Source organism: Pseudomonas sp. FG35 (assembly GCF_057809295.1).
Window position 1 is genome coordinate 51,667 of record NZ_JBMDJR010000013.1, and the last position, 20,684, is coordinate 72,350.

A 20,684-nucleotide genomic window follows, 5' to 3' on the forward strand; every position below is an offset into this window, starting at 1 on the left:
TCGGATCTGACTTGAAGCGTCCCCTCCTCCTGCTCCTGATCAGCCTGGCCTTGAGCTCCCCCGTCAGCGCGACGATCACCGAAAGCCACGGTTATGCGCAGTTCGGCACGCTCAAGTACCCGGCCAGATTTACCCACTTCGACTGGGTCAACCCGCAAGCGCCCAAGGGCGGCACCTTGCGGGTGATGGCGTTTGGCACCTTCGATACGCTCAACCCCTACACCTTCAAGGGCACCAGCCCGGTTACCACCCCCAATTTCCTGCAGTACGGCATCAACGAGCTCAACGAGCCACTGATGGTCGGCACCGGGCAATACGCGCCGTCCGGGGACGAACCAGCATCCAGTTACGGCTTGATCGCCCAATCGGTGGAGTACAGCGAAGATCGCAGTTGGGTGGTGTTCAATCTGCGCCCGCAAGCGCATTTCCACGACGGCACACCGATCACCGCGTACGACGTGGCGTTTTCCTATCGCCTGCTGCTCAAGGAAGGTCACCCGCTGTATCGCACCGCCCTTCAGGAAGTGCTCCGCGTCGATATCCTCAATCCGCAGCGCATCCGTTTCGTACTCAAGCGCAGCGGCAATCCGTTGCTGATCCTGCGCCTCGGCGAATTGCCGGTGCTGCCCCAGCATTACTGGAAGGGCCGCGACTTCAAGGCCACCACCTTCGAGCCGCCGCTGGGCAGCGGGCCGTATCGCATTACCTCGGTCACGCCGGGGCGGCAGTTGATTTTCGAGCGGGTCAAGGACTACTGGGGCAAGGACCTGCCGGTCAATCGCGGCAAGTACAACGTCGATCGCATGGAAGTCGAGTTCTACCGCGACAGCGATGTGGCCTTCGAAGCGTTCAAGGCCGGCGAGTTCGACATCTATATCGAGCATCAGGCCAAGAACTGGGCCAACGGCTACAACTTCCCGGCGATCCGTCGCGGCGACGTGATCAAGGCGCAGATCCCGCACCAGATCCCGACCCAGAGCCAGGGGCTGCTCATGAACACCCGACGCCCGGCCTTCGCCGACATCAAGGTGCGCGAAGCCATGGGCCTGATGTTCGACTTCGAATGGACCAATCGCGCGCTGTTCAGCGACGCCTACAAGCGCACCACCAGCTACTACCCCAACAGCGAGTTCAGCGCCGTCGGCCTGCCGGTCGGCCATGAATGGCTGATGCTCAAACCGTACAAGGATCAACTGCCGGCGCGGCTGTTCACCGAACCGTTCACGCTGCCGCAGACCGACGGTCGCGGCATTCCTCGGGAAACCATGCGCAAGGCCCTGGCGCTGCTGGCCGAGGCTGGCTGGAAGCTCAACGGCCAGCGTCTGCAAGATGCCGCCGGCCAACCGCTGCGGTTCGAGTTGCTGCTGGTCAATCCGAACCTGGAGCGAATCCTCCAGCCGTACATCGAAAACCTCAACAGCATCGGCATCGACGCGCGCCTGCGCACGGTGGATCGCGCCCAATACAAACAGCGTCTGGACCAGTTCGATTTCGACATGATCCTGATGACCCTCAACCAGACGCTCAGCCCGGGGCTGGAACAGTGGCAGTACTTCCACTCCAGCCAGGTCGGGGTCAAGGGCAGCAAGAATTACGCGGGCATCGCCAACCCGGTGGTCGATCATCTGCTCGAGCAACTGCTCGCCGCCCGCACCCGCGATGAACAGGTCGCCGCCGGCAAGGCGCTCGACCGCGTGCTGCTCTGGCAGCACTACAGCATTCCCAACTGGTACCTCAATTATCACCGTCTGGCGTACCGCAACCGGTTCGCCTTCGTCACTACGCCGCCCTACACCCTGGGCCTGAGCGCGTGGTGGCTGAAATCTTCGGAGAAAGATCGATGAAGCCTATCCGCGCCCTGCTTGTGCAGGCCAGCGGTCTGCTGTTCGCCGGGCTGGCCTGTGCCGCCCCGCAACACGCCGTGACCCTGTACAACGAGCCGCCGAAATACCCCGCCGACTTCAAGCACTTCGATTACGTGAACCCCGACGCGCCCAAGGGCGGGATCTTCCGCCAGGCCGGCTTCGGCGGTTTCGACAGCCTCAACCCGTTCATCAGCAAAGGTGTGCCGGCGGACGATATCGGCCTGATCTACGACACCCTGGCCAAACAGGGTCTGGACGAGCCGTTCACCGAATACGGCCTGATCGCCAGCAAGATCGAAAAGGCCCCCGACAACAGCTGGGTACGCTTTTACCTGCGGCCCGAAGCGAAGTTTCACGACGGCCACCCGGTACGCGCTGACGATGTGGTATTCAGCTTCCAGACCCTGACCAAGGAAGGCTCACCGATGTATCGCGGCTACTACGCCGACGTTGAAGAAGTGATCGCCGAAGACCCGCTCAAGGTGCTGTTCAAGTTCAAGCACACCAACAACCGCGAGTTGCCGCTGATCCTCGGTCAGTTGCCGGTGCTGCCGAAGCACTGGTGGGCCGAGCGTGATTTCAACAAGGGCAACCTGGAAATCCCCTTGGGCAGCGGCCCGTACAAGGTCACCCAAGTGAAGGCCGGACGCTCGGTGCGTTATGAGCGGGTCAAGGATTACTGGGGCAAGGACCTGCCGGTCAATCGCGGCTTCTACAACTTCGACGTGATGACCACCGACTATTACCGCGACAACACCGTCGCGCTGGAAGCGTTGAAAGCCGGGCAATTCGATTACTGGCTGGAAATGGCCGCGAAAAACTGGGCCAACGCCTACAACGTGCCGGCAGTGACCGAGGGGCGACTGATCAAGGAACAGATTGCCAACAGCAACCCGACCGGCATGCAGGGCTTCGTCTTCAATTTGCGCCGGCCGGTGTTTCAGGACGTGCGGGTACGCCAGGCCCTCGGCCTGCTGTTCGACTTCGAATGGACCAACAAGCAATTGTTCAACGGCGCTTATGCGCGCACCCGCAGTTACTTCGAAAACTCGGAAATGGCCGCCACCGGCCTGCCTGATGCAGAGCAGGTAGCAATCCTCGATCCATTCCGCAGCCAGCTGCCGGCGCAGGTGTTCAGCGAAGCCTTCGAGAATCCGAAAACCGACGCCAGTGGCATGATCCGCGCACAACAGCGTGAGGCGTATCAGTTGCTGCAAGAGGCCGGCTGGAAAATCGTCGACGACAAAATGGTCGACGCCACCGGCAAACCGGTGGTCATCGAATTCCTGCTGGCGCAAACCGAATTCGAGCGCGTGCTGTTGCCGTTCAAGCGCAACCTCAGCGACCTCGGCATCGATCTGGTGATCCGCCGCGTGGACGTATCGCAATACGTCAATCGCGTGCGTTCGCGGGATTTCGACATGATCGTCGGCAGCTTCCCGCAGTCCAACTCGCCGGGTAACGAACAGCGTGAGTTCTGGATGAGCGCCGCCGCCGACAAGTCCAGCAGCCGCAATTCAATGGGCCTCAAGGACCCGGTGGTCGACCATCTGGTGGAAAACCTGATCAACGCCGATTCGCGCAAAAGCCTGGTGGCCCACGCCCGCGCTCTGGACCGTGTGTTGCAATGGGGCTACTACGTGATCCCCAACTGGCACATCAAGACCTGGCGCGTGGCGTACTGGAACCACATCGGCCACCCTAAAGTCTCCCCCAAGTACGACATCGGCATTAACACCTGGTGGGTCAAACCCGATGCGAAACCTGCGGTAGAAGTCGAAACCCAACTGCAAGCCGACCCTGCGGGCACGGAGTAATCAGATGCTGGCGTACATTTTTCGGCGACTGCTGCTGATCATCCCGACCCTGTTCGGCATTCTGCTGATCAACTTCGTGATCATCCAGGCCGCGCCCGGCGGGCCGGTGGAACAGATGATCGCCAAGCTCGAAGGCTTCGAAGGCGCCACCAGCCGCATCGCCGGCGGCGGTGCCGAGGTGTCGGTGGCCGGCTCCTCCTATCGCGGCGCGCAGGGCCTTGACCCGGCGCTGATCAAGGAAATCGAGAAGATGTACGGGTTCGACAAGTCGGCCCCGGAACGCCTGTGGATCATGGTCAAGAACTACGCCCGGCTGGATTTCGGCGACAGCTTCTTCCGCGACGCCAAGGTCATCGACCTGATCAAGGAGAAGATGCCGGTGTCGATCTCCCTCGGGCTGTGGAGCACGCTGATCATGTACCTGGTGTCGATCCCGCTGGGGATCGCCAAGGCCACGCGGCACGGCAGCCATTTCGACGTCTGGACCAGTTCGGCGATCATCGTCGGTTATGCGATCCCGGCATTCCTGTTTGCGATTTTGCTGATCGTGGTGTTTGCCGGCGGCAGTTACCTGGACTGGTTTCCTTTACGCGGACTGACCTCGAACAACTTCGATGAGCTGAGCCTGGGCGGCAAGATCCTCGATTACTTCTGGCACCTGGCGCTGCCGGTGACGGCGCTGGTAATCGGCAACTTCGCGACCATGACCCTGCTGACCAAAAACAGCTTCCTCGACGAAATCAACAAGCAGTACGTGGTCACCGCCAAGGCCAAGGGCCTGACCCGCCACCGCGTGCTCTACGGCCATGTGTTCCGCAATGCGATGCTGCTGGTGATCGCCGGTTTCCCGTCGGCGTTTATCGGCATCTTCTTCACCGGATCGTTGCTGGTGGAAGTGATCTTCTCCCTCGACGGCCTCGGCCTGATGAGTTTCGAAGCGGCGATCAACCGCGATTACCCGGTGGTGTTCGGCACCCTGTTCATCTTCACCCTGCTGGGGCTGGTGGTGAAACTGATCGGCGACCTCACCTACACCCTGGTCGATCCGCGCATCGACTTTGCCAGCCGGGAGCATTGAGATGAACCTGTCCCCTCTCAACCGCCGGCGCTTCGAACTGTTCAAGGCCAACAAGCGTGGCTGGTGGTCGTTGTGGCTGTTTTTGATCCTGTTCGGCCTGAGCCTCGGTGCCGAGCTGATCGCCAACGACAAGCCGCTGGTGGTGCATTACGACAATAACTGGTATTTCCCGGCGATCAAGCGCTACCCGGAAACCACCTTCGGCGGCGAATTCCCGCTGGAAGCCAATTACAAGAGCCCGTACATCCGCGAACTGCTCAAGGCCAAGGACGCATGGGTACTGTGGGCGCCGATTCCGTTCAGCTACCAGAGCATCAACTACGACCTGAAAGTCCCGGCTCCCGCCCCGCCGTCGGCGGTCAACCTGTTGGGCACCGACGATCAGGGCCGCGATGTGCTGGCGCGGGTCATCTACGGCTTCCGGGTGTCGGTGCTGTTTGCCCTGACGCTGACCGTGCTCAGCTCGATCATCGGCGTGATCGCCGGCGCCTTGCAGGGCTTCTATGGTGGCTGGGTCGATCTGGCCGGCCAGCGTTTCCTGGAGATCTGGTCGGGCTTGCCGGTGCTGTACCTGCTGATCATCCTCGCCAGTTTCGTCCAGCCGAACTTCTGGTGGCTGCTGGGCATCATGCTGTTGTTCTCGTGGATGAGCCTGGTGGACGTGGTGCGCGCCGAGTTCCTGCGCGGGCGCAACCTCGAATACGTGCGCGCAGCCCGGGCGCTGGGCATGCAGAATGGCGCGATCATGTTCCGCCACATCCTGCCCAACGCCATGGTTTCGACCATGACCTTCATGCCATTCATCCTGACCGGCGCCATCGGCACCCTCACCGCGCTGGACTTCCTCGGTTTCGGCTTGCCGGCCGGCAGTCCGTCGCTGGGTGAACTGGTGGCCCAGGGCAAATCCAACCTGCAAGCGCCGTGGCTGGGCATGAGTGCGTTTGCGGTGCTGGCGCTGATGTTGAGTCTGCTGGTGTTCATCGGCGAGTCCGCTCGCGATGCCTTCGACCCGAGGAAGTGAAATGAATCAGGACAATCTGATCGAAGTGCGCGACCTCGCCGTCGAATTCGGTTTCGGCGAGCGTGTGCACCGGGTCGTGGAAGGCGTGAGTTTCGACATCAAGCGCGGTGAAACCCTCGCGTTGGTCGGCGAATCCGGCTCGGGCAAATCGGTGACCGCGCACTCGATCCTGCGCTTGCTGCCCTACCCGCTGGCGCGGCATCCGGCCGGCAGCATCAATTACTCCGGGCAGAACCTGCTGGAACTGGGCGAAAAGACCATCCGTCACATTCGCGGCAACCGGATCGCAATGATCTTTCAGGAGCCGATGACCTCGCTCAACCCGCTGCACTCGATCGAGAAGCAGATCAACGAGGTGCTGGGCATCCACAAGGGCCTGACCGGCAAAGTCGCGACCAAGCGTACGCTGGAGTTGCTGGAGATGGTCGGCATCCCCGAGCCGCACAAGCGCCTCAAGGCCCTGCCCCACGAATTGTCCGGCGGCCAGCGTCAGCGGGTGATGATCGCCATGGCCTTGGCCAACGAGCCGGAACTGCTGATCGCCGACGAACCGACCACTGCGCTGGACGTGACCGTTCAGCTGAAAATCCTCGACCTGCTCAAGGAATTGCAGGCCCGATTAGGCATGGCGCTGTTACTGATCAGTCACGATTTGAACCTCGTGCGAAGAATTGCGCATCGTGTATGTGTCATGCAGCGCGGTTGCATCGTCGAACAGGCATCGTGCGAAGAGCTGTTCCGTTCGCCGCAGCATCCGTACACTCGGGAACTGCTTGGCGCGGAGCCCAGCGGAGGCCCGGCGAGCAATAAAATCGGGGCGCCGCTGCTTGAAGTCGAGGATCTGAAAGTCTGGTTCCCGATCAAGAAAGGCCTGCTCAAGCGCACGGTGGATCACGTCAAGGCAGTGGACGGCATCAATTTCAGCCTGCCTCAGGGTCAGACCCTGGGGATTGTGGGGGAAAGCGGTTCCGGCAAATCCACCCTCGGACTGGCGATCCTGCGGTTGATCGGCAGCAAAGGTGCGATCCGTTTTGAAGGCAAGCAGCTAGACTGCCTGACGCAAAGCGAAGTCCGGCCGTTGCGCCGGGAGATGCAGGTGGTGTTTCAGGATCCGTTTGGCAGCCTGAGCCCGCGAATGTGCGTGAATGACATCGTTGGCGAAGGTCTGCGGATCCACAGGATGGGCACCGCCGCCGAGCAGGAAGCGGCAATTATTGCGGCATTGAAGGAGGTAGGTCTGGATCCGGAAACCCGGCACCGCTACCCCCACGAATTTTCCGGTGGGCAACGGCAGCGAATTGCCATCGCCCGGGCCCTGGTGCTCAAACCGGCGCTGATCCTGCTGGACGAGCCGACTTCGGCCCTCGACCGGACGGTGCAGCGGCAAGTGGTGGAGCTGTTGCGTTCACTGCAAGCCAAGTACAACCTGACGTATTTGTTCATCAGCCATGACCTGGCTGTCGTCAAAGCGCTGAGCCACCAGCTGATGGTGGTCAAGCATGGCCAAGTGGTCGAACAGGGAGACGCGCAAAGTATCTTTGCCGCCCCCCAACATCCGTATACACAGCAGTTGCTGGAGGCCGCTTTCCTGGCACCAGCCACTGCGCAATAACCTGAAAGAGGAGCAACACATGGGTTTTCTCGCCGGTAAGCGCGTACTGATCGTCGGTGTCGCCAGCAAGCTGTCCATCGCATCCGGCATCGCTGCCGCCATGCATCGCGAGGGCGCTGAGCTTGCCTTCACTTATCAGAACGACAAACTGAAAGGTCGCGTCGAAGAGTTCGCACAGGGCTGGGGTTCGAGCCCTGAGCTGTGCTTCCCGTGCGACGTGGCCAGCGATGAAGAAATCGCCAAGGTCTTCGAAGAACTGAGCAAGAAGTGGGACGGCCTGGACTGCATCGTGCACTCCGTCGGCTTCGCCCCGGGCGACCAACTGGACGGCGACTTCACCGAAGCCACCACCCGTGAAGGCTTCCGCATCGCTCACGACATCAGCGCCTACAGCTTCGTGGCCCTGGCCAAAGCTGGCCGTGAAATGATGAAAGGCCGCAACGGCAGCCTGCTGACCCTGTCGTACCTGGGCGCCGAGCGCACCATGCCGAATTACAACGTGATGGGCATGGCCAAGGCTTCGCTGGAAGCCGGCGTGCGTTACCTGGCCGGCTCCCTGGGCCCGGACGGTACTCGCGTCAACTGCGTATCGGCTGGCCCGATCCGCACCCTGGCAGCTTCCGGCATCAAGAACTTCCGCAAGATGCTGGCCGCCAACGAAGCGCAAACCCCGCTGCGCCGCAACGTCACCATCGAAGAAGTCGGCAACGCCGGCGCCTTCCTGTGCTCCGACCTGGCGTCGGGCATCAGCGGTGAAATCATGTACGTGGACGGCGGCTTCAACACCACCGCCATGGGCAACATCGAAGAGTAATCTTCGCGCTGCCGATAAAAAGCCCGCCTATTCAGGCGGGCTTTTTCATGCCTGCGATTTCGTTAACATCGTCTTTTTCTGTGGGAGCCAGCCTGCTGGCGATGGGTTCGCACTAACAACGCTTCAACGCCTGCTTGTGCTCATACATCGCTGCATCCGCATCCGCCAGCAGCTTATCCACGGAGTCATGGCGCTGCGGGTTGTATTCGATCTGGCCGACGCTGAAGCGAATCGCGTAACCCCGGTGCAACGTGGCATTGCGTTCTTCGAGGATTTCCTTGAGTCGCGCCATGATCGCCGTGGTTTCGACGTGGCTTGAGCCGGTCAGCAACGCCACGAACTCATCACCGCCCAGCCGTCCCACCACATCGCTTTCGCGAAAGGCGATGCGCAGCACATCGGCGAAGGTCTTGAGCGCGCTGTCGCCCTCGGCGTGCCCATAAAGATCGTTGATCTGCTTGAAATCATTGAGGTCAAAAAACAGCAGCGTCGCCGGTTTTTCCAGCCGTGCGCAGGCGTCCAGCGCATGCTGGGCCAGCATCTTGAAGCCGCGACGATTGGACAGCAGCGTCAGCTCGTCCATGCTCGCCATCTGCACGGCCATCAGTTCCTGCTCGGCCATGCCGGCCAGATCGCGCAGCAGGGCGCGCTCCTCGTCGTCGAGATCGCGGGGTTTGGTGTCGATCAGGCACAAGGTGCCCATCTTGTTGCCGCTGGGTACGGTCAGCGGATAACCGGCGTAGAACCGGATGTTCGGCTCCCCGGTAACCAAAGGGTTGTCGTGGAAACGCTCGTCCTCTCGGGCGTCAGGTACCAGCATGAGCTCGTCCCTGAGAATCGCATGGCCACAGAATGAAACAGAGCGTGGCGTTTCGGTCGTGTCCAGACCCACGCAGGACTTGAACCATTGCCGCTCCTTATCCACCAGCGTGACCAGTGCGATCGGCACGTTGAACAGACGCTTGGCCAGTCGCGTCAGCCGGTCGAAGCGCTCCTCCGGTGCGGTGTCGAGCAGCTTCAGATCCTGCAACGCTTGAATACGGACAGCTTCATTGGCAGGTTTGCCGGGTACCAGCATCACACACTCCTTTGTCGTCGATGCCTTTGAGCTTAGCCCGAATCAGCGATGACTCAACCTCTCATCCGCCGGCCACCGGACACGGCCCGCCCGCATCGGCCCACAGTTTGAACTGGGTCACGAAGATATCGTGCGGCACCGGCACCGGCGCGCGCCCTGCCCCGGGACTCCAGCCCCAGAGCACCAGTTTGTCCTCGCTGACGTGCTTGATCAGCGCGGCGAAATCGCGGTCACCGTTGCTGGCGCGGTCCTTGATCATCGCGCACAAGCGATCCGGCGGCAGACCGATCCAGGCCATTTTGTGGGCGGCCGGCGGCAGGCTCCAGTGCGGCGCGCCCGGTGGCGCATGGGGGCCGTAACTGGCCGGCGGATTGCTTTCGGCGTGGCAAGTGGCGCAAGGCAAACCGGCGGCGCCCTTGCCGTCCATGCCGCGTACCACGTTCATCGCGTGGGGGATGCCGGCGTCGAACTGCAACGGCGAATCGCCGGGAATGTGGCAGTTCTGGCAACGCGGGCTCTGGAAGACTTTCTGCACCGTGCCGAAAGCTTTCAAGGCTTCCTGATCGTCGGCAAACAGATCCGACGCGTAACCGCCCAGCCCAAGCAGAATCACCGTGCCCAACAACAGATGTCGTTTCATCTCACACCCCCGACAGTTGCAGCGGCAGTTCCCGCAGGCGTTGCCCGGTCAGGGCGAACACCGCGTTGGCCACCGCCGGCGCCGTGGGCGGCACACCGGCCTCGCCGATGCCGCCGGGTTTCTCGCTGCTGGGCACGATGTGCACCTCGACCAGCGGCATTTCATTGAGCCGCAACACCTGATAGTCGTGATAGTTGGACTGCACGACATGGCCGTCCTTGAGGGTCAGTTTGCTGTGCAGCGCCATGCCCAGGCCGAAGGTGATACACGACTCCATCTGCGCCGCGATGCTCTGCGGGTTCACCGCCACTCCGCAGTCCACCGCGCACACCACGCGATGCACGCGGATCGCCAGATTGTCCTGGGACACCTCGGCCACCTGCGCCACGTAACTGCCGAACGATTCGTGCACCGCCACGCCCAGCGCATGGCCGTCCGGCAGCGGGGCTTTCCAGTTAGCCTTCTCCACCGCCAGGTTCAACACGCCGAGATGCCGGGCATGCTCCTTGAGCAGCGTTCGTCGGTACTCCACCGGATCCTGGCCCGCCGCCGTGGCCATTTCATCGATCAGCGACTCCATGACAAACGCGGTGTGGCTATGGCCCACCGAGCGTAGCCACAGCACGTTGATCCCGGTGCTCGGCGAGTGCAGATCGACCTGATGATGGGCCAGGCCCTTGATGTACGGGCTGTCCGAAACGCCCTCGACCGAGGTCTGGTCGACGCCGTTCTTGACCATGGTTTTCTCGAGCATGGTGCCGGCCATGATCGATTGCCCGACCAGCACATGCTGCCATGCCAGCGGCAGGCCGTCGGCGCCGAGGCCGATCTTCGCCTGATGCAGGAACATCGAGCGGTAGTAACCACCGCGAATATCGTCTTCGCGCGACCACACGGTTTTCACCGGCATCGCCGCAGCCTTGGCCACTTGCACCGCTTCGGCGACAAAATCCGAGGTCGGGTTGGCCCGCCGGCCGAAACCACCACCGAGGAATTCGGTGTGAATCTCGACCTGCTCCGGTTTGAGCCCGGTGATCTTGCCGGCGACCATTTGATCCAGCGTCTGGAACTGGGTGCCGGTCCAGATCTCGCACTTGTCGGTGCTGATCTTCACCGTGCAGTTGAGCGGCTCCATCGGCGCGTGGGCCAGGTACGGCACGCTGTATTCAACATCGATTTTCTTCGCTGCCTTGCCGAAGTTGCCCTTGGCATCGCCGGCCTGCGCCGCCGAGGTGCCCGGGGTGGCCGCCAGTTTGCGAAAACTCGCCAACAGCTTTTCACTGCTCAGATCAGCGTTCGGCCCCAGGTCCCAATCGACCTTCAGCGCATCACGACCGAGTTTCGCCGCCCAGTAATGCTCGGCGACCACCGCCACACCGGTCGGCACCTGCACCACTTTGTGCACGCCGGGAATCGCCAGGGCTTCTGCGCCTTCGAAGGATTTCACCGTGGCGCCGAACGCCGGCGCCCGCGCGACCATCGCGGTCATCAGTCCGTCGAACTGCACGTCCATGCCGAACTTGGCGCGGCCGGTGATTTTTTCCGGGGTGTCGAGGCGTTTGGTGGGTTTGCCGATGACTTTCCAGTCCTTGGCTTCCTTGAAGGTAATCGACTTCGGATCCGGCACTGGCAGTTGCCCGGCGGCGTCCGCCAGTTCGCCGTAGGTGGCGCGGTTGTCACCGGCAATCACTACGCCGGACTCAGTGCGGATCGTCGACGGCGCCACGTTGAAACGCTTGGCCGCCGCTTCGATCAGCATCTGCCGCGCCGTGGCGCCGGCGAGTCGGTAGCGGTCGAATTCCATCCAGGTTGAAGTGGAGCCGCCGGTAATCTGCATCCCGCCAAACGCCGGCATGCCGTAATCGGCGGCCGAAGCCGGGGAATGCTCGACGCGGATCTTCGACCAGTCGGCGTCCAGCTCTTCGGCGATCAACATGGTCAGGCCGGTCCAGATGCCCTGGCCCATTTCCGAATGGCCGAGCAGCACAGTGACGCTGTTGTCCGCCGCAATCCGCAAGAACGCGTTCGGCGCAAACACCTTGCCTTCATTCTCGGCCGCCATGGCAAAGCGGTTGCCGCCGGGCACCACGAACGCCACCACCAGACCACCGCCCAGCACGGCGCTGCCCTTGAGAAATCCGCGACGGGATACAGGACTGTTCATCACTCACCTCCCCTCGCTCAGCCGATGTCGGCGGCGCGTTTGACCGCCGCGCGGATTCTTGGATACGTGCCGCAACGGCAGATGTTGCCGGAGAGCGCCTGATCGATATCGCTGTCGGTGGGTTTGGGGATTTTCGCCAGCAACGCGGCGGCGGACATGATCTGCCCGGACTGGCAGTAACCGCATTGCACCACGTCCAGTTCGGCCCAGGCCTGCTGCACCGGGTGCGAGCCGTCGCTCGACAGGCCTTCGATGGTGAGGATCTTCTGGCCATGGGCGACGGCCGTGGCCGGCGTGATACACGAGCGCAACGGCGCGCCATCGACGTGCACGGTGCAGGCACCGCACTGGGCCATGCCGCAACCGAATTTGGTACCGGTCAGGTGCGCGACATCGCGCAGGACCCAGAGCAACGGCATGTCCGCAGGGACATCGAGCTCCTGATCCTTGCCATTGATATTCAAGGTCAGCATCGGGGACTTCCTCAGACTCACAGTGTTCTGAAGGGCGCTGCTACGGCCATCGTTGGCGGTGCGCGCCTCGGCTTATCCCTTTCAGCTAAGCGCATTTTGCCCCGACGACCAGCCGCCGCGACCACCGGTCATGCAGCACCGTTCGGGAATTCTTCGATCAAAGTGTCGACTTTGCTCCTACAGTTGATTCCGGTTATCACCGCAAGACCTGCCTTCTCACATTTTCCAGGAGTCGCGAACATGGGATTTGTCACAACGAAAGACGGCGTCGAAATCTTCTACAAGGACTGGGGCCCGAAAGACGCCCCGGTGATCCACTTCCACCACGGCTGGCCGCTCAGCGCGGACGACTGGGATGCGCAGATGTTGTTCTTCCTGGCGCAGGGCTTCCGGGTCGTGGCCCATGATCGACGGGGTCACGGGCGTTCGAGCCAGGTCTGGGACGGCCATGACATGGATCATTACGCGGACGACGTGGCGGCGGTGGTCAATCATCTGGGGACGCAGAAAGCCGTGCATGTCGGCCACTCCACCGGTGGCGGCGAGGTGATTCATTACATCGCCCGGCATGGCGAGGATCGGGTGTCGAAAGCCGCGATCATCAGTGCCGTGCCGCCGCTGATGGTGAAAACCGAGAGCAATCCGGGCGGCTTGCCCAAGTCGGTGTTCGACGATCTTCAGGCGCAACTGGCAGCCAATCGCGCGCAGTTCTATCGCGACGTGCCCAGTGGGCCGTTCTACGGCTACAACCGCCCTGGCGCCAAGCCATCGGAAGGGATCATTGCGAACTGGTGGCGCCAAGGCATGATCGGCAGCGCCAAGGCGCACTACGACGGTATCGTTGCCTTCTCGCAGACCGAATTCACCGCTGACCTCAAAAGCATCTCGATCCCGGTGCTGGTGATGCACGGCGACGATGACCAGATCGTGCCCTATGAAAACGCCGGCGTGCTGTCGGCGAAACTGCTGAAAAACAGCACGCTGAAGATTTATCCGGGCTTCCCCCACGGGATGCCGACCACCGAGGCGCCGACGATCAACGCGGATCTGCTGGCGTTCATTCGCGGCTGATAGTGGCCGGGGTCAGGCGCCCTGCCTGACCCCGGCTATTCTTCGGTTCGCCCCGTTCTCTCGCGATCGCGCACGTAGTGTCTGGCCAATGGAAAAGCCGGTAACCACGACTCGCGACGCAGGGTCCACAGCTCGTAGGTGGGCTGGAATTGATCCGGTGCATCCAGCGCCCCCAGATTCACCTCCACTTCATCGCCACTGCGGCCGAACACCGACGAACCACAGCGCGGGCAGAAATGTCGCCCCGCATAGTCATGGGTTTCGCCGCTGATCGTCACCGCGTCCTCGGGAAAGATCGCCGACGCGGCAAACAGCGCGCCCTGGTGTTTGCGGCAATCCAGACAGTGACAAACGCCAACCCTGTAGGGTCGCCCTGACGCCTCGATGCGCACTTCGCCGCAGAGACAACCGCCGGTCAATCGATCCATGGGACACCTCGTCTGAAAATGGAATATCCGGTGAGTGAAAATAGCAGCCCAAAGGGGGAACGCTTACAATCGTGGCCCATTAATACTACTCAGGCAGACCCGTTCTTTCATGGCGCTCGATCCCCTCACGATGCTCACCATTTCCACCGCCCTGGCCGCGGCGGCCGCCCTGTATCTGGCGGTCGAATGGCGCAGCATCCGCGAATCTTCCCTGCTGTTCTGGAGCGCCGGTTTCGCCACCATCACCGTCGGCTCAAGCCTGGCCCTGTTGCGCGCCAATGGCTATCCGCTGATCGGCATCTGGTTTGCCAACGGCCTGCTGGTGGTCGCGCACTGGCTGTTTCTGCTGGGGGTCGCGCGATTTACCCAGCAGCGGTTGTCGCGGGCCTGGTACTTGATGTTCCTGCTCTGGCTGGCGTTGCTGCTGTTACCGGAAGATCCGTCGTGGTCGAAGATCATGCTGATGGCCAACTCGCTGCTGGTGGCCGCGTTGATGCTGCGGGCCAGCCTGTTGCTGCGCCCGCACGGCAAATCGTTGAGCGTCGGCGCGGTGCAATTGCGTTATGTGTTGCTGATCCACGGCGCGTTCTATTTCACCAAGGCGATCATCGCGGTGATTCCGGGCACGTTGATCGATCTGGCGTCGCTACGCGGCGAAATCATTCAGATTTCCCTGGTTGAAGGCGCGATGGCGATCATGCTGATCGCGCTTTCGATGACCGGCACCGAGCGCTACCGCCGGGAAAAGCAGATTGCCGAACTGGCCGCTCGAGACCCGTTGACCGCGCTGTACAACCGCCGCGCCCTGGAAGTCCGCGCACCGCGCCTGCTTGATGAAGTGTCCAGCGCCCGCCCCGGCGCGCTGCTGCTGATCGACATCGACAACTTCAAACTGGTCAACGATCTGTACGGCCACACCGCCGGCGACCGGTTGCTCATCGCCCTCAGCGAAATGATCCGCGCAGTGCTGCCCAATGGCGCGCTGGCGGCACGGCTGGGCGGTGACGAATTCGTCATGCTGCTGGGCGATGCGTCCCACGCCCAGATCATGGATCTGGGCAGTGCGCTGCGTGAGCAGTTCCAACAGATGACTTCCCAGACCTACACCACCCCGCAAGCGGTCACCCTGAGCATCGGCGCCAAGGTGTTCGATCAGCCGCCCGCCAGCCTCGCAGCGTTGATCGAACAGGGTGACAGCGCGCTCTACGAATCCAAGCGCGGCGGTCGCAACCGGATTCAACTGGCCGACTACACCTGACCTATCCTTGCCTGCATCCCGTAACCTCGGAGTCCGTCATGTCCTCGCCTGAATCCACCCTGCTGCTGAGCTGGCACCACAACGCCCGGGCCTGGACCGAAGCTGTGCGCAGCGGCGCCATCGAAAGCCGTCGTCAGGTGACCGATCAGGCCATTTTGCTGGCGGTGATGGGGCGTCAGCCCGAGCGCGTGCTCGATTTGGGGTGCGGCGAAGGCTGGCTGTTGCGGGCGCTGGCCGAGCGAGGATTCGAGGCGGTCGGCGTGGACGGTGATCCGACGCTGGTCGAGGCCGCGCGAGTGGCCGGCTCATCGCCCGCACATGTCGCCAGTTATGAGGATCTGGTTGAGGCGAAGGTCGATATCGGCCGTGATTACGACCTGATCTGCGCCAACTTTTCCCTGCTGCATCAGGACATCATTCCGCTGCTCGCGGCCATGAATGCCCTGCTCGTGCCGGGCGGTGCACTGGTGATCCAGACGCTGCATCCGTGGTCCGTGGCCGCCGGTGATTATCAGGATGGCTGGCGGAAAGAAACCTTCGATGGCTTTAAGGGCCAGTGGCAGCCGATGCCGTGGTATTTCCGCACCCTGTCCAGTTGGCTGAATGCGCTGGACATGGCCGGGTTTCAGTTGATCAGTCTGCGCGAGCCGCAACATCCGCAGAGCCCGGTGCCGCAGTCATTGCTGATGATTGCCGAGCGTCGCAGTTAAAGCGCTAGAGCCTCGGCTTGAGCAGGATCCCGGTGTAATACCACAAAAACAGCGCGAACCCCGCACACCAGAGCACCACGGACAGCCCCAGTCCCAGACTGGAAAACGGCACCAGCAACACCCGGCAACCCGCCGCGAACAGCACCAGCGCAAAACCCAGCACCATGCCTTTCGAGGGCTGCAACAACCGGCCGGTGTGCCCAAGGCTGACCCGCGCGATCATCGACAGAATCAACCCGCCCACCCCGCCGACCGCCAACGCGTGGGTCGCCAGGCTTTGCTGACCGATCCAGCCCAGATGCCACAGCGCCATGGCCCAGGTTGCCAATGCCATCCAGGCGTAAGCCAGGTACAGCGACCAGAGCAACGGCATCCGCCACATCCCGCGATCATGCCAGCGGATCAGCCGCATCAACTGCAAACTGCCGGTCAGCATGAACAGCCCCGCCAGCCACCACTGTGGCGAATCATTGAGGCCTGCCGCAAAAGTGACAGCGGTCAGCAGGCTGCCGATCAGCAGCAAGCGGGTTGGCAGTGGATTGGAGGTCGGCGCCGGTGGACGGTTCAAGGCGCGCTGGATGAAGAACGGAATCACCCGCCCACCGATCACGGTCATCAGCGCCGCCACCAGCCACAACGCGCCCAGCACGCCCTGGCGTTGCAGGCCGTCATCGTCGTTGTACAGGCCGATCAAAGTCAGCGCCTGACAACCCGCCATCAACCCAAGCACGAACACAATCGGGTAGTTTTCACGTTTGCGGGCTGCGACCAGATCCCGTCCCAGCATCACCGCCAGCAGCGGCAGAAACCCCCATTGCAGTGCAAGAATCAGCCCGGTCGGCAACGGCAGCCACCACGCCAATCGACCGACCACCCAGACCGACACCAACGCAATCAACGCCCCGCCGCGCACGCCGGGAATCCCGGTCCAGTTCGGTACCGCAGTCAGGAGAAACCCGGCAACGATCGCCGCCGCGAAGCCGAACGGCATTTCATGCCGATGCCAGGCCAACATGCCGCCCGCCGGTTGCAGATCGAACCAGTGGCCGTAAAGCCACAGGCCCCAGATCAGAATCGCCAGCGCGGCGAATCCGGCACCGGCCAGAAACAGCGGCCGAAAGCCCAGGCTGAACAGCGGTGCCGCAGCGAGTCTGCGCATCTCAGGCCACCGCCAGTGCGGGTGACTGGCCCAACCGATATTGCGACAGCAGGCGCATCACATAGCCAATCTTGATCAGCGTCGGGCCGACGATGGTCATGGCATGCATCCCCACCAGCAACGCAATCGGCATGTGGCCCTGATACAGATAAGCGCCGTAAATCCCGGCCAGCAACATGACCAGACCGGCGACGAGCACTTTGCTCGACAGGTGCAGAACGTTCAGCGGATTCTCGAAGAAAGTGAACATGTTTCGTACTCCTGAGCGGATCAGTTTGTACGTAAGGCAACTCAAATTGCGTGCCAGATTTCCAGCCCAGAAAAATCAGCCAGTTGCGAAGATTCGAGTCAATTTGACCTAGATTGGAAAGAGTCTTTTTGACACATAGCAAGGTCAATACGACTACACGCCATATTCACAACAACCAACCATTCGACCCATGGCAACGCCAGCTGACCACTGACTGACTACGCTGTTATCCAGCGTGTCCAACCTGCCGAGGATGACTGCCATGCAACGCTTTCAAAAGCTGACTCCGTGCCTGTGGTTCGACGATCAGGCGGAAGCTGCGGCGAAATTCTACTGCTCGATCTTCGATCACTCGAAAATCACCGCCCTCACCCACTACAGCAAGGTCGGCCAGGAATTTCACGGTCGCCCGGAAGGCTCGGTGATGACCGTCAGTTTCGAACTCGACGGCCAGACCTTCACCGGGCTCAATGGCGGGCCGCTGTTCAAGTTCAATGAGGCGATTTCGTTTCAGGTCAATTGCCAGAACCAGGAAGAAGTCGATCATTTCTGGGGCAACCTCAGCTCGGGCGGGCCGGTGGAAGCGCAGCAATGCGGCTGGCTCAAGGACCAGTTCGGCGTGTCGTGGCAGATCGTGCCGGTGGCGTTCATGCACATGATGACCGACCCCGACCAGACCAAAGTCCAACGGGCGATGCAGGCCATGTTCGGGATGAAAAAACTCGACATCGCCGAACTCGAGCGAGCCTTCGCCGGCCAGAGCTAATACACTCGGGCACTGGCCTGCCGAGAACTCCAACGATGAAACACGCTGCCGCCAAGAACCCCGAACAAGCCCCGCGCTTCTGGCGCGACGACGCCCTGCCCTTCATCGAGGCGCGGGCCATCGCCGACGGGCGTGAGGTCTGCTATTCACGGCACTCCCACGCGCATTTCTCCATCGGCGCGATCACCGCCGGGCGCAGCACTTACGTGCATGAGCAATCCTCGTTCGAAGTGGCGGCCGGCACGGTGGTGCTGATGAACCCGGGAGACGTGCACGCGTGCAACCCGATCGATGATCAGCCGTGGTCGTATCTGATGTTGTATGTGGAAACGCCGTGGCTGACCGATCTGCAGCATCAGTTGGGGTTCAGTGCGGAGCTTGAGTTTCGGCGGTTTTCCGATACCCATTTGAATGATGCTCGCCTGTTTCGCGACTTGAATGGGTTGTACGGCGTGTTGGTCGACGATCAGCAAGACGTACTGCGCAAACAGAGCGCCGCCGTGGAGTTTTTCAGCGAGCTGCAACTGCGCCTGAACCCCATCGAACAATCCATCCGCGAACCGAATTTCAAACTCGAACGCGCCGCCGACTTCATCCGCCAGCATTGCACCGACCTGCTCAGCCTCGACGACATCTGCGCCGCTGCCGAACTGTCACCGTCCTACCTGATCCGCGCCTTCAAACAGCACTTCGGCATGACGCCCCATGCGTTTTTGGTCAATCAGCGAATTCAGTTTGCCCGCGAGCGTTTACGGCGCGGGCAGTTGATTGCGGATGTGGCGCTGGAGGCCGGGTTTGCCGATCAGGCGCATTTTCAGCGAGCGTTCAAGCAGCATCTGGCGGCTACGCCGGGGCAGTATCGGGGATAAGCTCAAACCCAACACCCGCTACCTCATCGCCCCCGGCATCGACAGCGAAGAATTGCTGGCCGACGCCTGTGAAACCCTGACCTCGGCCAAAATCGGTTTCGTAAGGCAAACCCCGCCCCGCTCACGGCAGCAATAGATACCCCGCACTCACCGCCAACAGTAACGCCATCACCCGATTGAACAAGCGCATCCCCGCCGGGTTGCCGAGATAACCGCGCAAGAACGTCCCGGCATACGCCCAGCACCCCACCGACAGATAACAGATCACCAGATACACCGCCGCAAACTGCCACACCAGCCGCGCCTCGCCATCGGCGACAAACGCGCCCATCCCCGCCACACAGGCCAGCCAGGCCTTGGGGTTGAGCCACTGCATCACCGCGCCGTAGAGCATCGAAGGTGCCCTTCCCGCGCCTCCCGCACTCAACTGCCCGTCATCCATTGCCAGCTTCCAGGCCATGAACAGCAGAAACGCCACCCCGGCCAGTTGCACCACACGGGTCAGTGACGGCCACAGTTCCAGCACTTCATGCAGCCCCAGCCCCATCAACACCAGCAGCAACACAAACCCCAGCGTCGCCCCGGCCACATGCCGTTGACTGGCGCGAAAACCGAACTGCGCCCCCGAACTCAACGCCACAATATTCACCGGCCCCGGAGTAATGGACGCGGCCAGGGCAAACGCCGCCATCGACACAATCAGACTCATCGCACACCTGCTTCAAATCGAGGAACAAGGCGCTCACGGTAGCCGGCGCACGGCAGGCGGTATTGAAGGAAATTACCCCCGCTCGCGCAGACCCACTACGCTCTGGCTATGCGATCACTTTTGACCAGGAAGTCTGCACTTGATGATTCTGATTCTGCTGCCCAGCGCCGATTACGACCCGACCGAAAGCAGCGTGCCCTGGCAGGCGATGCGTAACGCGGGCATCGAAGTTCGTTTTGCCACCCCGCAAGGTTTGCCCGCCCACGCCGACCCACGGTTGGTGGACATCGGTTTCGGCCTGTTGAATTCGATGCTGATGACACGCAAGGCCGATCTGGACAGTTACACGCAGATGATCGAGTCCGAAGCGTTCAGGCAGCCGCTGGCGTATGCCGATGTCGACACGAACCGCTTCGATGGTCTGCTGATCCCCGGCGGGCATGCCAAAGGCATGCGCACGTTGTTGGAGTCCACGCAGGCCCAGCAGATTGCCCTGCAATTTTTCAAAGCCGAAAAACCCGTGGCGGCGGTCTGTCATGGCGTGCTGTTGCTGGCGAGGACGCTCGACCCCGATACCGGGCGTTCGGTGCTGTTCGGGCACAAGGTCACGGCGTTGCTCGCGGCAACCATGGAATTGCCGGCGTGGCTGATGACAGCTGCCTGGCTGGGGCGCTACTACCGCACCTACAAGCAGACCGTCGAAGCGGAAGTAAAAACCGCGCTGGCCAGCAAATCCGACTTCATACGCGGGCCGCTGATCGCCAAGCGCGATTGTGCGCAGAAACTGCAATCAGGATTTGTGGTGCGCGACGGCCAACTGCTGACGGCGCGCTGGCCCGGCGACTGCCATCGATTCGCCGCAGAATGGGTGGCCATGTTGCAGCCACCCGAGCGCTGATCCG

General features: G+C 61.8%; 20 protein-coding genes. 12 read left to right on the plus strand and 8 right to left on the minus strand.

Features of this window, described 5'->3' with window-relative positions; genetic code table 11:
* Positions 1 to 11: 11 nt before the first annotated feature.
* Genes ACODTD_RS22795 through fabI form a run of 6 tightly spaced genes read left to right on the plus strand, consistent with a single transcriptional unit; the run spans position 12 to position 8,207 of the window.
* Complete coding sequence (locus ACODTD_RS22795; protein ID WP_489105237.1) at positions 12 to 1,844, plus strand: extracellular solute-binding protein; 1,833 nt, start codon at positions 12 to 14, stop codon at positions 1,842 to 1,844.
* Positions 1,841 to 3,682 (plus strand): extracellular solute-binding protein, encoded by a 1,842-nt coding sequence (locus ACODTD_RS22800; RefSeq protein WP_221615754.1) that lies wholly within the window; start codon positions 1,841 to 1,843, stop codon positions 3,680 to 3,682. The genes ACODTD_RS22795 and ACODTD_RS22800 overlap by 4 nt, the downstream gene beginning before the upstream one ends.
* A 4-nt stretch (positions 3,683 to 3,686) precedes the next feature.
* Positions 3,687 to 4,760 carry a microcin C ABC transporter permease YejB gene (locus ACODTD_RS22805; protein WP_039770815.1) on the plus strand — a complete coding sequence of 358 codons (1,074 nt, stop codon included), beginning with the start codon at positions 3,687 to 3,689 and terminating at the stop codon, positions 4,758 to 4,760.
* Position 4,761: 1 nt separating this feature from the next.
* Positions 4,762 to 5,781 carry an ABC transporter permease gene (locus ACODTD_RS22810; protein WP_221533088.1) on the plus strand — a complete coding sequence of 340 codons (1,020 nt, stop codon included), beginning with the start codon at positions 4,762 to 4,764 and terminating at the stop codon, positions 5,779 to 5,781.
* 1 nt (position 5,782) lies between these two features.
* Complete coding sequence (locus tag ACODTD_RS22815) at positions 5,783 to 7,393, plus strand: ABC transporter ATP-binding protein (RefSeq protein WP_285358110.1); 1,611 nt, start codon at positions 5,783 to 5,785, stop codon at positions 7,391 to 7,393.
* A 19-nt stretch (positions 7,394 to 7,412) separates the two neighbouring features.
* Positions 7,413 to 8,207: an enoyl-ACP reductase FabI gene (fabI, locus tag ACODTD_RS22820; RefSeq protein WP_003202751.1), complete on the plus strand. Its 795-nt coding sequence runs from the start codon at positions 7,413 to 7,415 to the stop codon at positions 8,205 to 8,207.
* 112 nt (positions 8,208 to 8,319) lie between these two features.
* On the opposite strand, the gene ACODTD_RS22825 is transcribed toward fabI, so the two are convergent.
* The 4 genes from ACODTD_RS22825 to ACODTD_RS22840 form a co-directional block, all read right to left on the minus strand.
* Positions 8,320 to 9,285 (minus strand): sensor domain-containing diguanylate cyclase, encoded by a 966-nt coding sequence (locus tag ACODTD_RS22825; protein WP_285358106.1) that lies wholly within the window; start codon positions 9,283 to 9,285, stop codon positions 8,320 to 8,322.
* 61 nt (positions 9,286 to 9,346) lie between these two features.
* Positions 9,347 to 9,925, minus strand: a complete 579-nt coding sequence (locus ACODTD_RS22830; protein WP_011333607.1) for a hypothetical protein — start codon at positions 9,923 to 9,925, stop codon at positions 9,347 to 9,349.
* 1 nt (position 9,926) lies between these two features.
* A complete protein-coding gene (locus ACODTD_RS22835) occupies positions 9,927 to 12,089 on the minus strand; it encodes a xanthine dehydrogenase family protein molybdopterin-binding subunit (protein WP_489105238.1) in 2,163 nt (720 codons plus the stop codon).
* A gap of 17 nt (positions 12,090 to 12,106) precedes the next feature.
* A complete protein-coding gene (locus ACODTD_RS22840; RefSeq protein WP_007956954.1) occupies positions 12,107 to 12,562 on the minus strand; it encodes a (2Fe-2S)-binding protein in 456 nt (151 codons plus the stop codon).
* A 240-nt stretch (positions 12,563 to 12,802) separates the two neighbouring features.
* On the opposite strand from ACODTD_RS22840, the gene ACODTD_RS22845 reads away from it, so the two are divergent.
* Complete coding sequence (locus ACODTD_RS22845) at positions 12,803 to 13,633, plus strand: alpha/beta fold hydrolase (RefSeq protein ID WP_489105239.1); 831 nt, start codon at positions 12,803 to 12,805, stop codon at positions 13,631 to 13,633.
* 35 nt (positions 13,634 to 13,668) lie between these two features.
* Here the strand turns inward: ACODTD_RS22845 and ACODTD_RS22850 are convergent, their stop codons facing one another.
* Positions 13,669 to 14,061 carry a GFA family protein gene (locus ACODTD_RS22850; protein WP_011333604.1) on the minus strand — a complete coding sequence of 131 codons (393 nt, stop codon included), beginning with the start codon at positions 14,059 to 14,061 and terminating at the stop codon, positions 13,669 to 13,671.
* Between the two features lie 109 nt (positions 14,062 to 14,170).
* Here ACODTD_RS22850 and ACODTD_RS22855 point away from each other — a divergent pair, with 109 nt between their 5' ends.
* A complete protein-coding gene (locus tag ACODTD_RS22855) occupies positions 14,171 to 15,319 on the plus strand; it encodes a GGDEF domain-containing protein (protein ID WP_011333603.1) in 1,149 nt (382 codons plus the stop codon).
* Positions 15,320 to 15,357: 38 nt separating this feature from the next.
* Entirely contained in the window at positions 15,358 to 16,029 is a 672-nt protein-coding gene (locus ACODTD_RS22860) for a class I SAM-dependent methyltransferase (protein WP_489105240.1), read from the plus strand.
* A 4-nt stretch (positions 16,030 to 16,033) separates the two neighbouring features.
* Here the strand turns inward: ACODTD_RS22860 and ACODTD_RS22865 are convergent, their stop codons facing one another.
* A complete protein-coding gene (locus ACODTD_RS22865; RefSeq protein WP_489105241.1) occupies positions 16,034 to 17,188 on the minus strand; it encodes an NnrS family protein in 1,155 nt (384 codons plus the stop codon).
* 1 nt (position 17,189) lies between these two features.
* Positions 17,190 to 17,438, minus strand: a complete 249-nt coding sequence (locus ACODTD_RS22870; protein WP_064382301.1) for a hypothetical protein — start codon at positions 17,436 to 17,438, stop codon at positions 17,190 to 17,192.
* A 262-nt stretch (positions 17,439 to 17,700) separates the two neighbouring features.
* Here ACODTD_RS22870 and ACODTD_RS22875 point away from each other — a divergent pair, with 262 nt between their 5' ends.
* Entirely contained in the window at positions 17,701 to 18,204 is a 504-nt protein-coding gene (locus ACODTD_RS22875; RefSeq protein ID WP_221615745.1) for a VOC family protein, read from the plus strand.
* Positions 18,205 to 18,239: 35 nt separating this feature from the next.
* Positions 18,240 to 19,073, plus strand: a complete 834-nt coding sequence (locus ACODTD_RS22880) for a helix-turn-helix transcriptional regulator (RefSeq protein WP_011333598.1) — start codon at positions 18,240 to 18,242, stop codon at positions 19,071 to 19,073.
* A 121-nt stretch (positions 19,074 to 19,194) separates the two neighbouring features.
* Here ACODTD_RS22880 and ACODTD_RS22885 read toward each other — a convergent pair whose 3' ends face one another.
* Entirely contained in the window at positions 19,195 to 19,782 is a 588-nt protein-coding gene (locus tag ACODTD_RS22885) for a LysE family translocator (protein ID WP_285358087.1), read from the minus strand.
* 142 nt (positions 19,783 to 19,924) lie between these two features.
* On the opposite strand from ACODTD_RS22885, the gene ACODTD_RS22890 reads away from it, so the two are divergent.
* The gene (locus ACODTD_RS22890; protein WP_489105242.1) at positions 19,925 to 20,680 is read left to right on the plus strand and encodes a type 1 glutamine amidotransferase domain-containing protein; all 756 of its coding nucleotides are present in this window, start codon (positions 19,925 to 19,927) and stop codon (positions 20,678 to 20,680) included.
* The last annotated feature ends 4 nt before the right edge of the window (positions 20,681 to 20,684 follow it).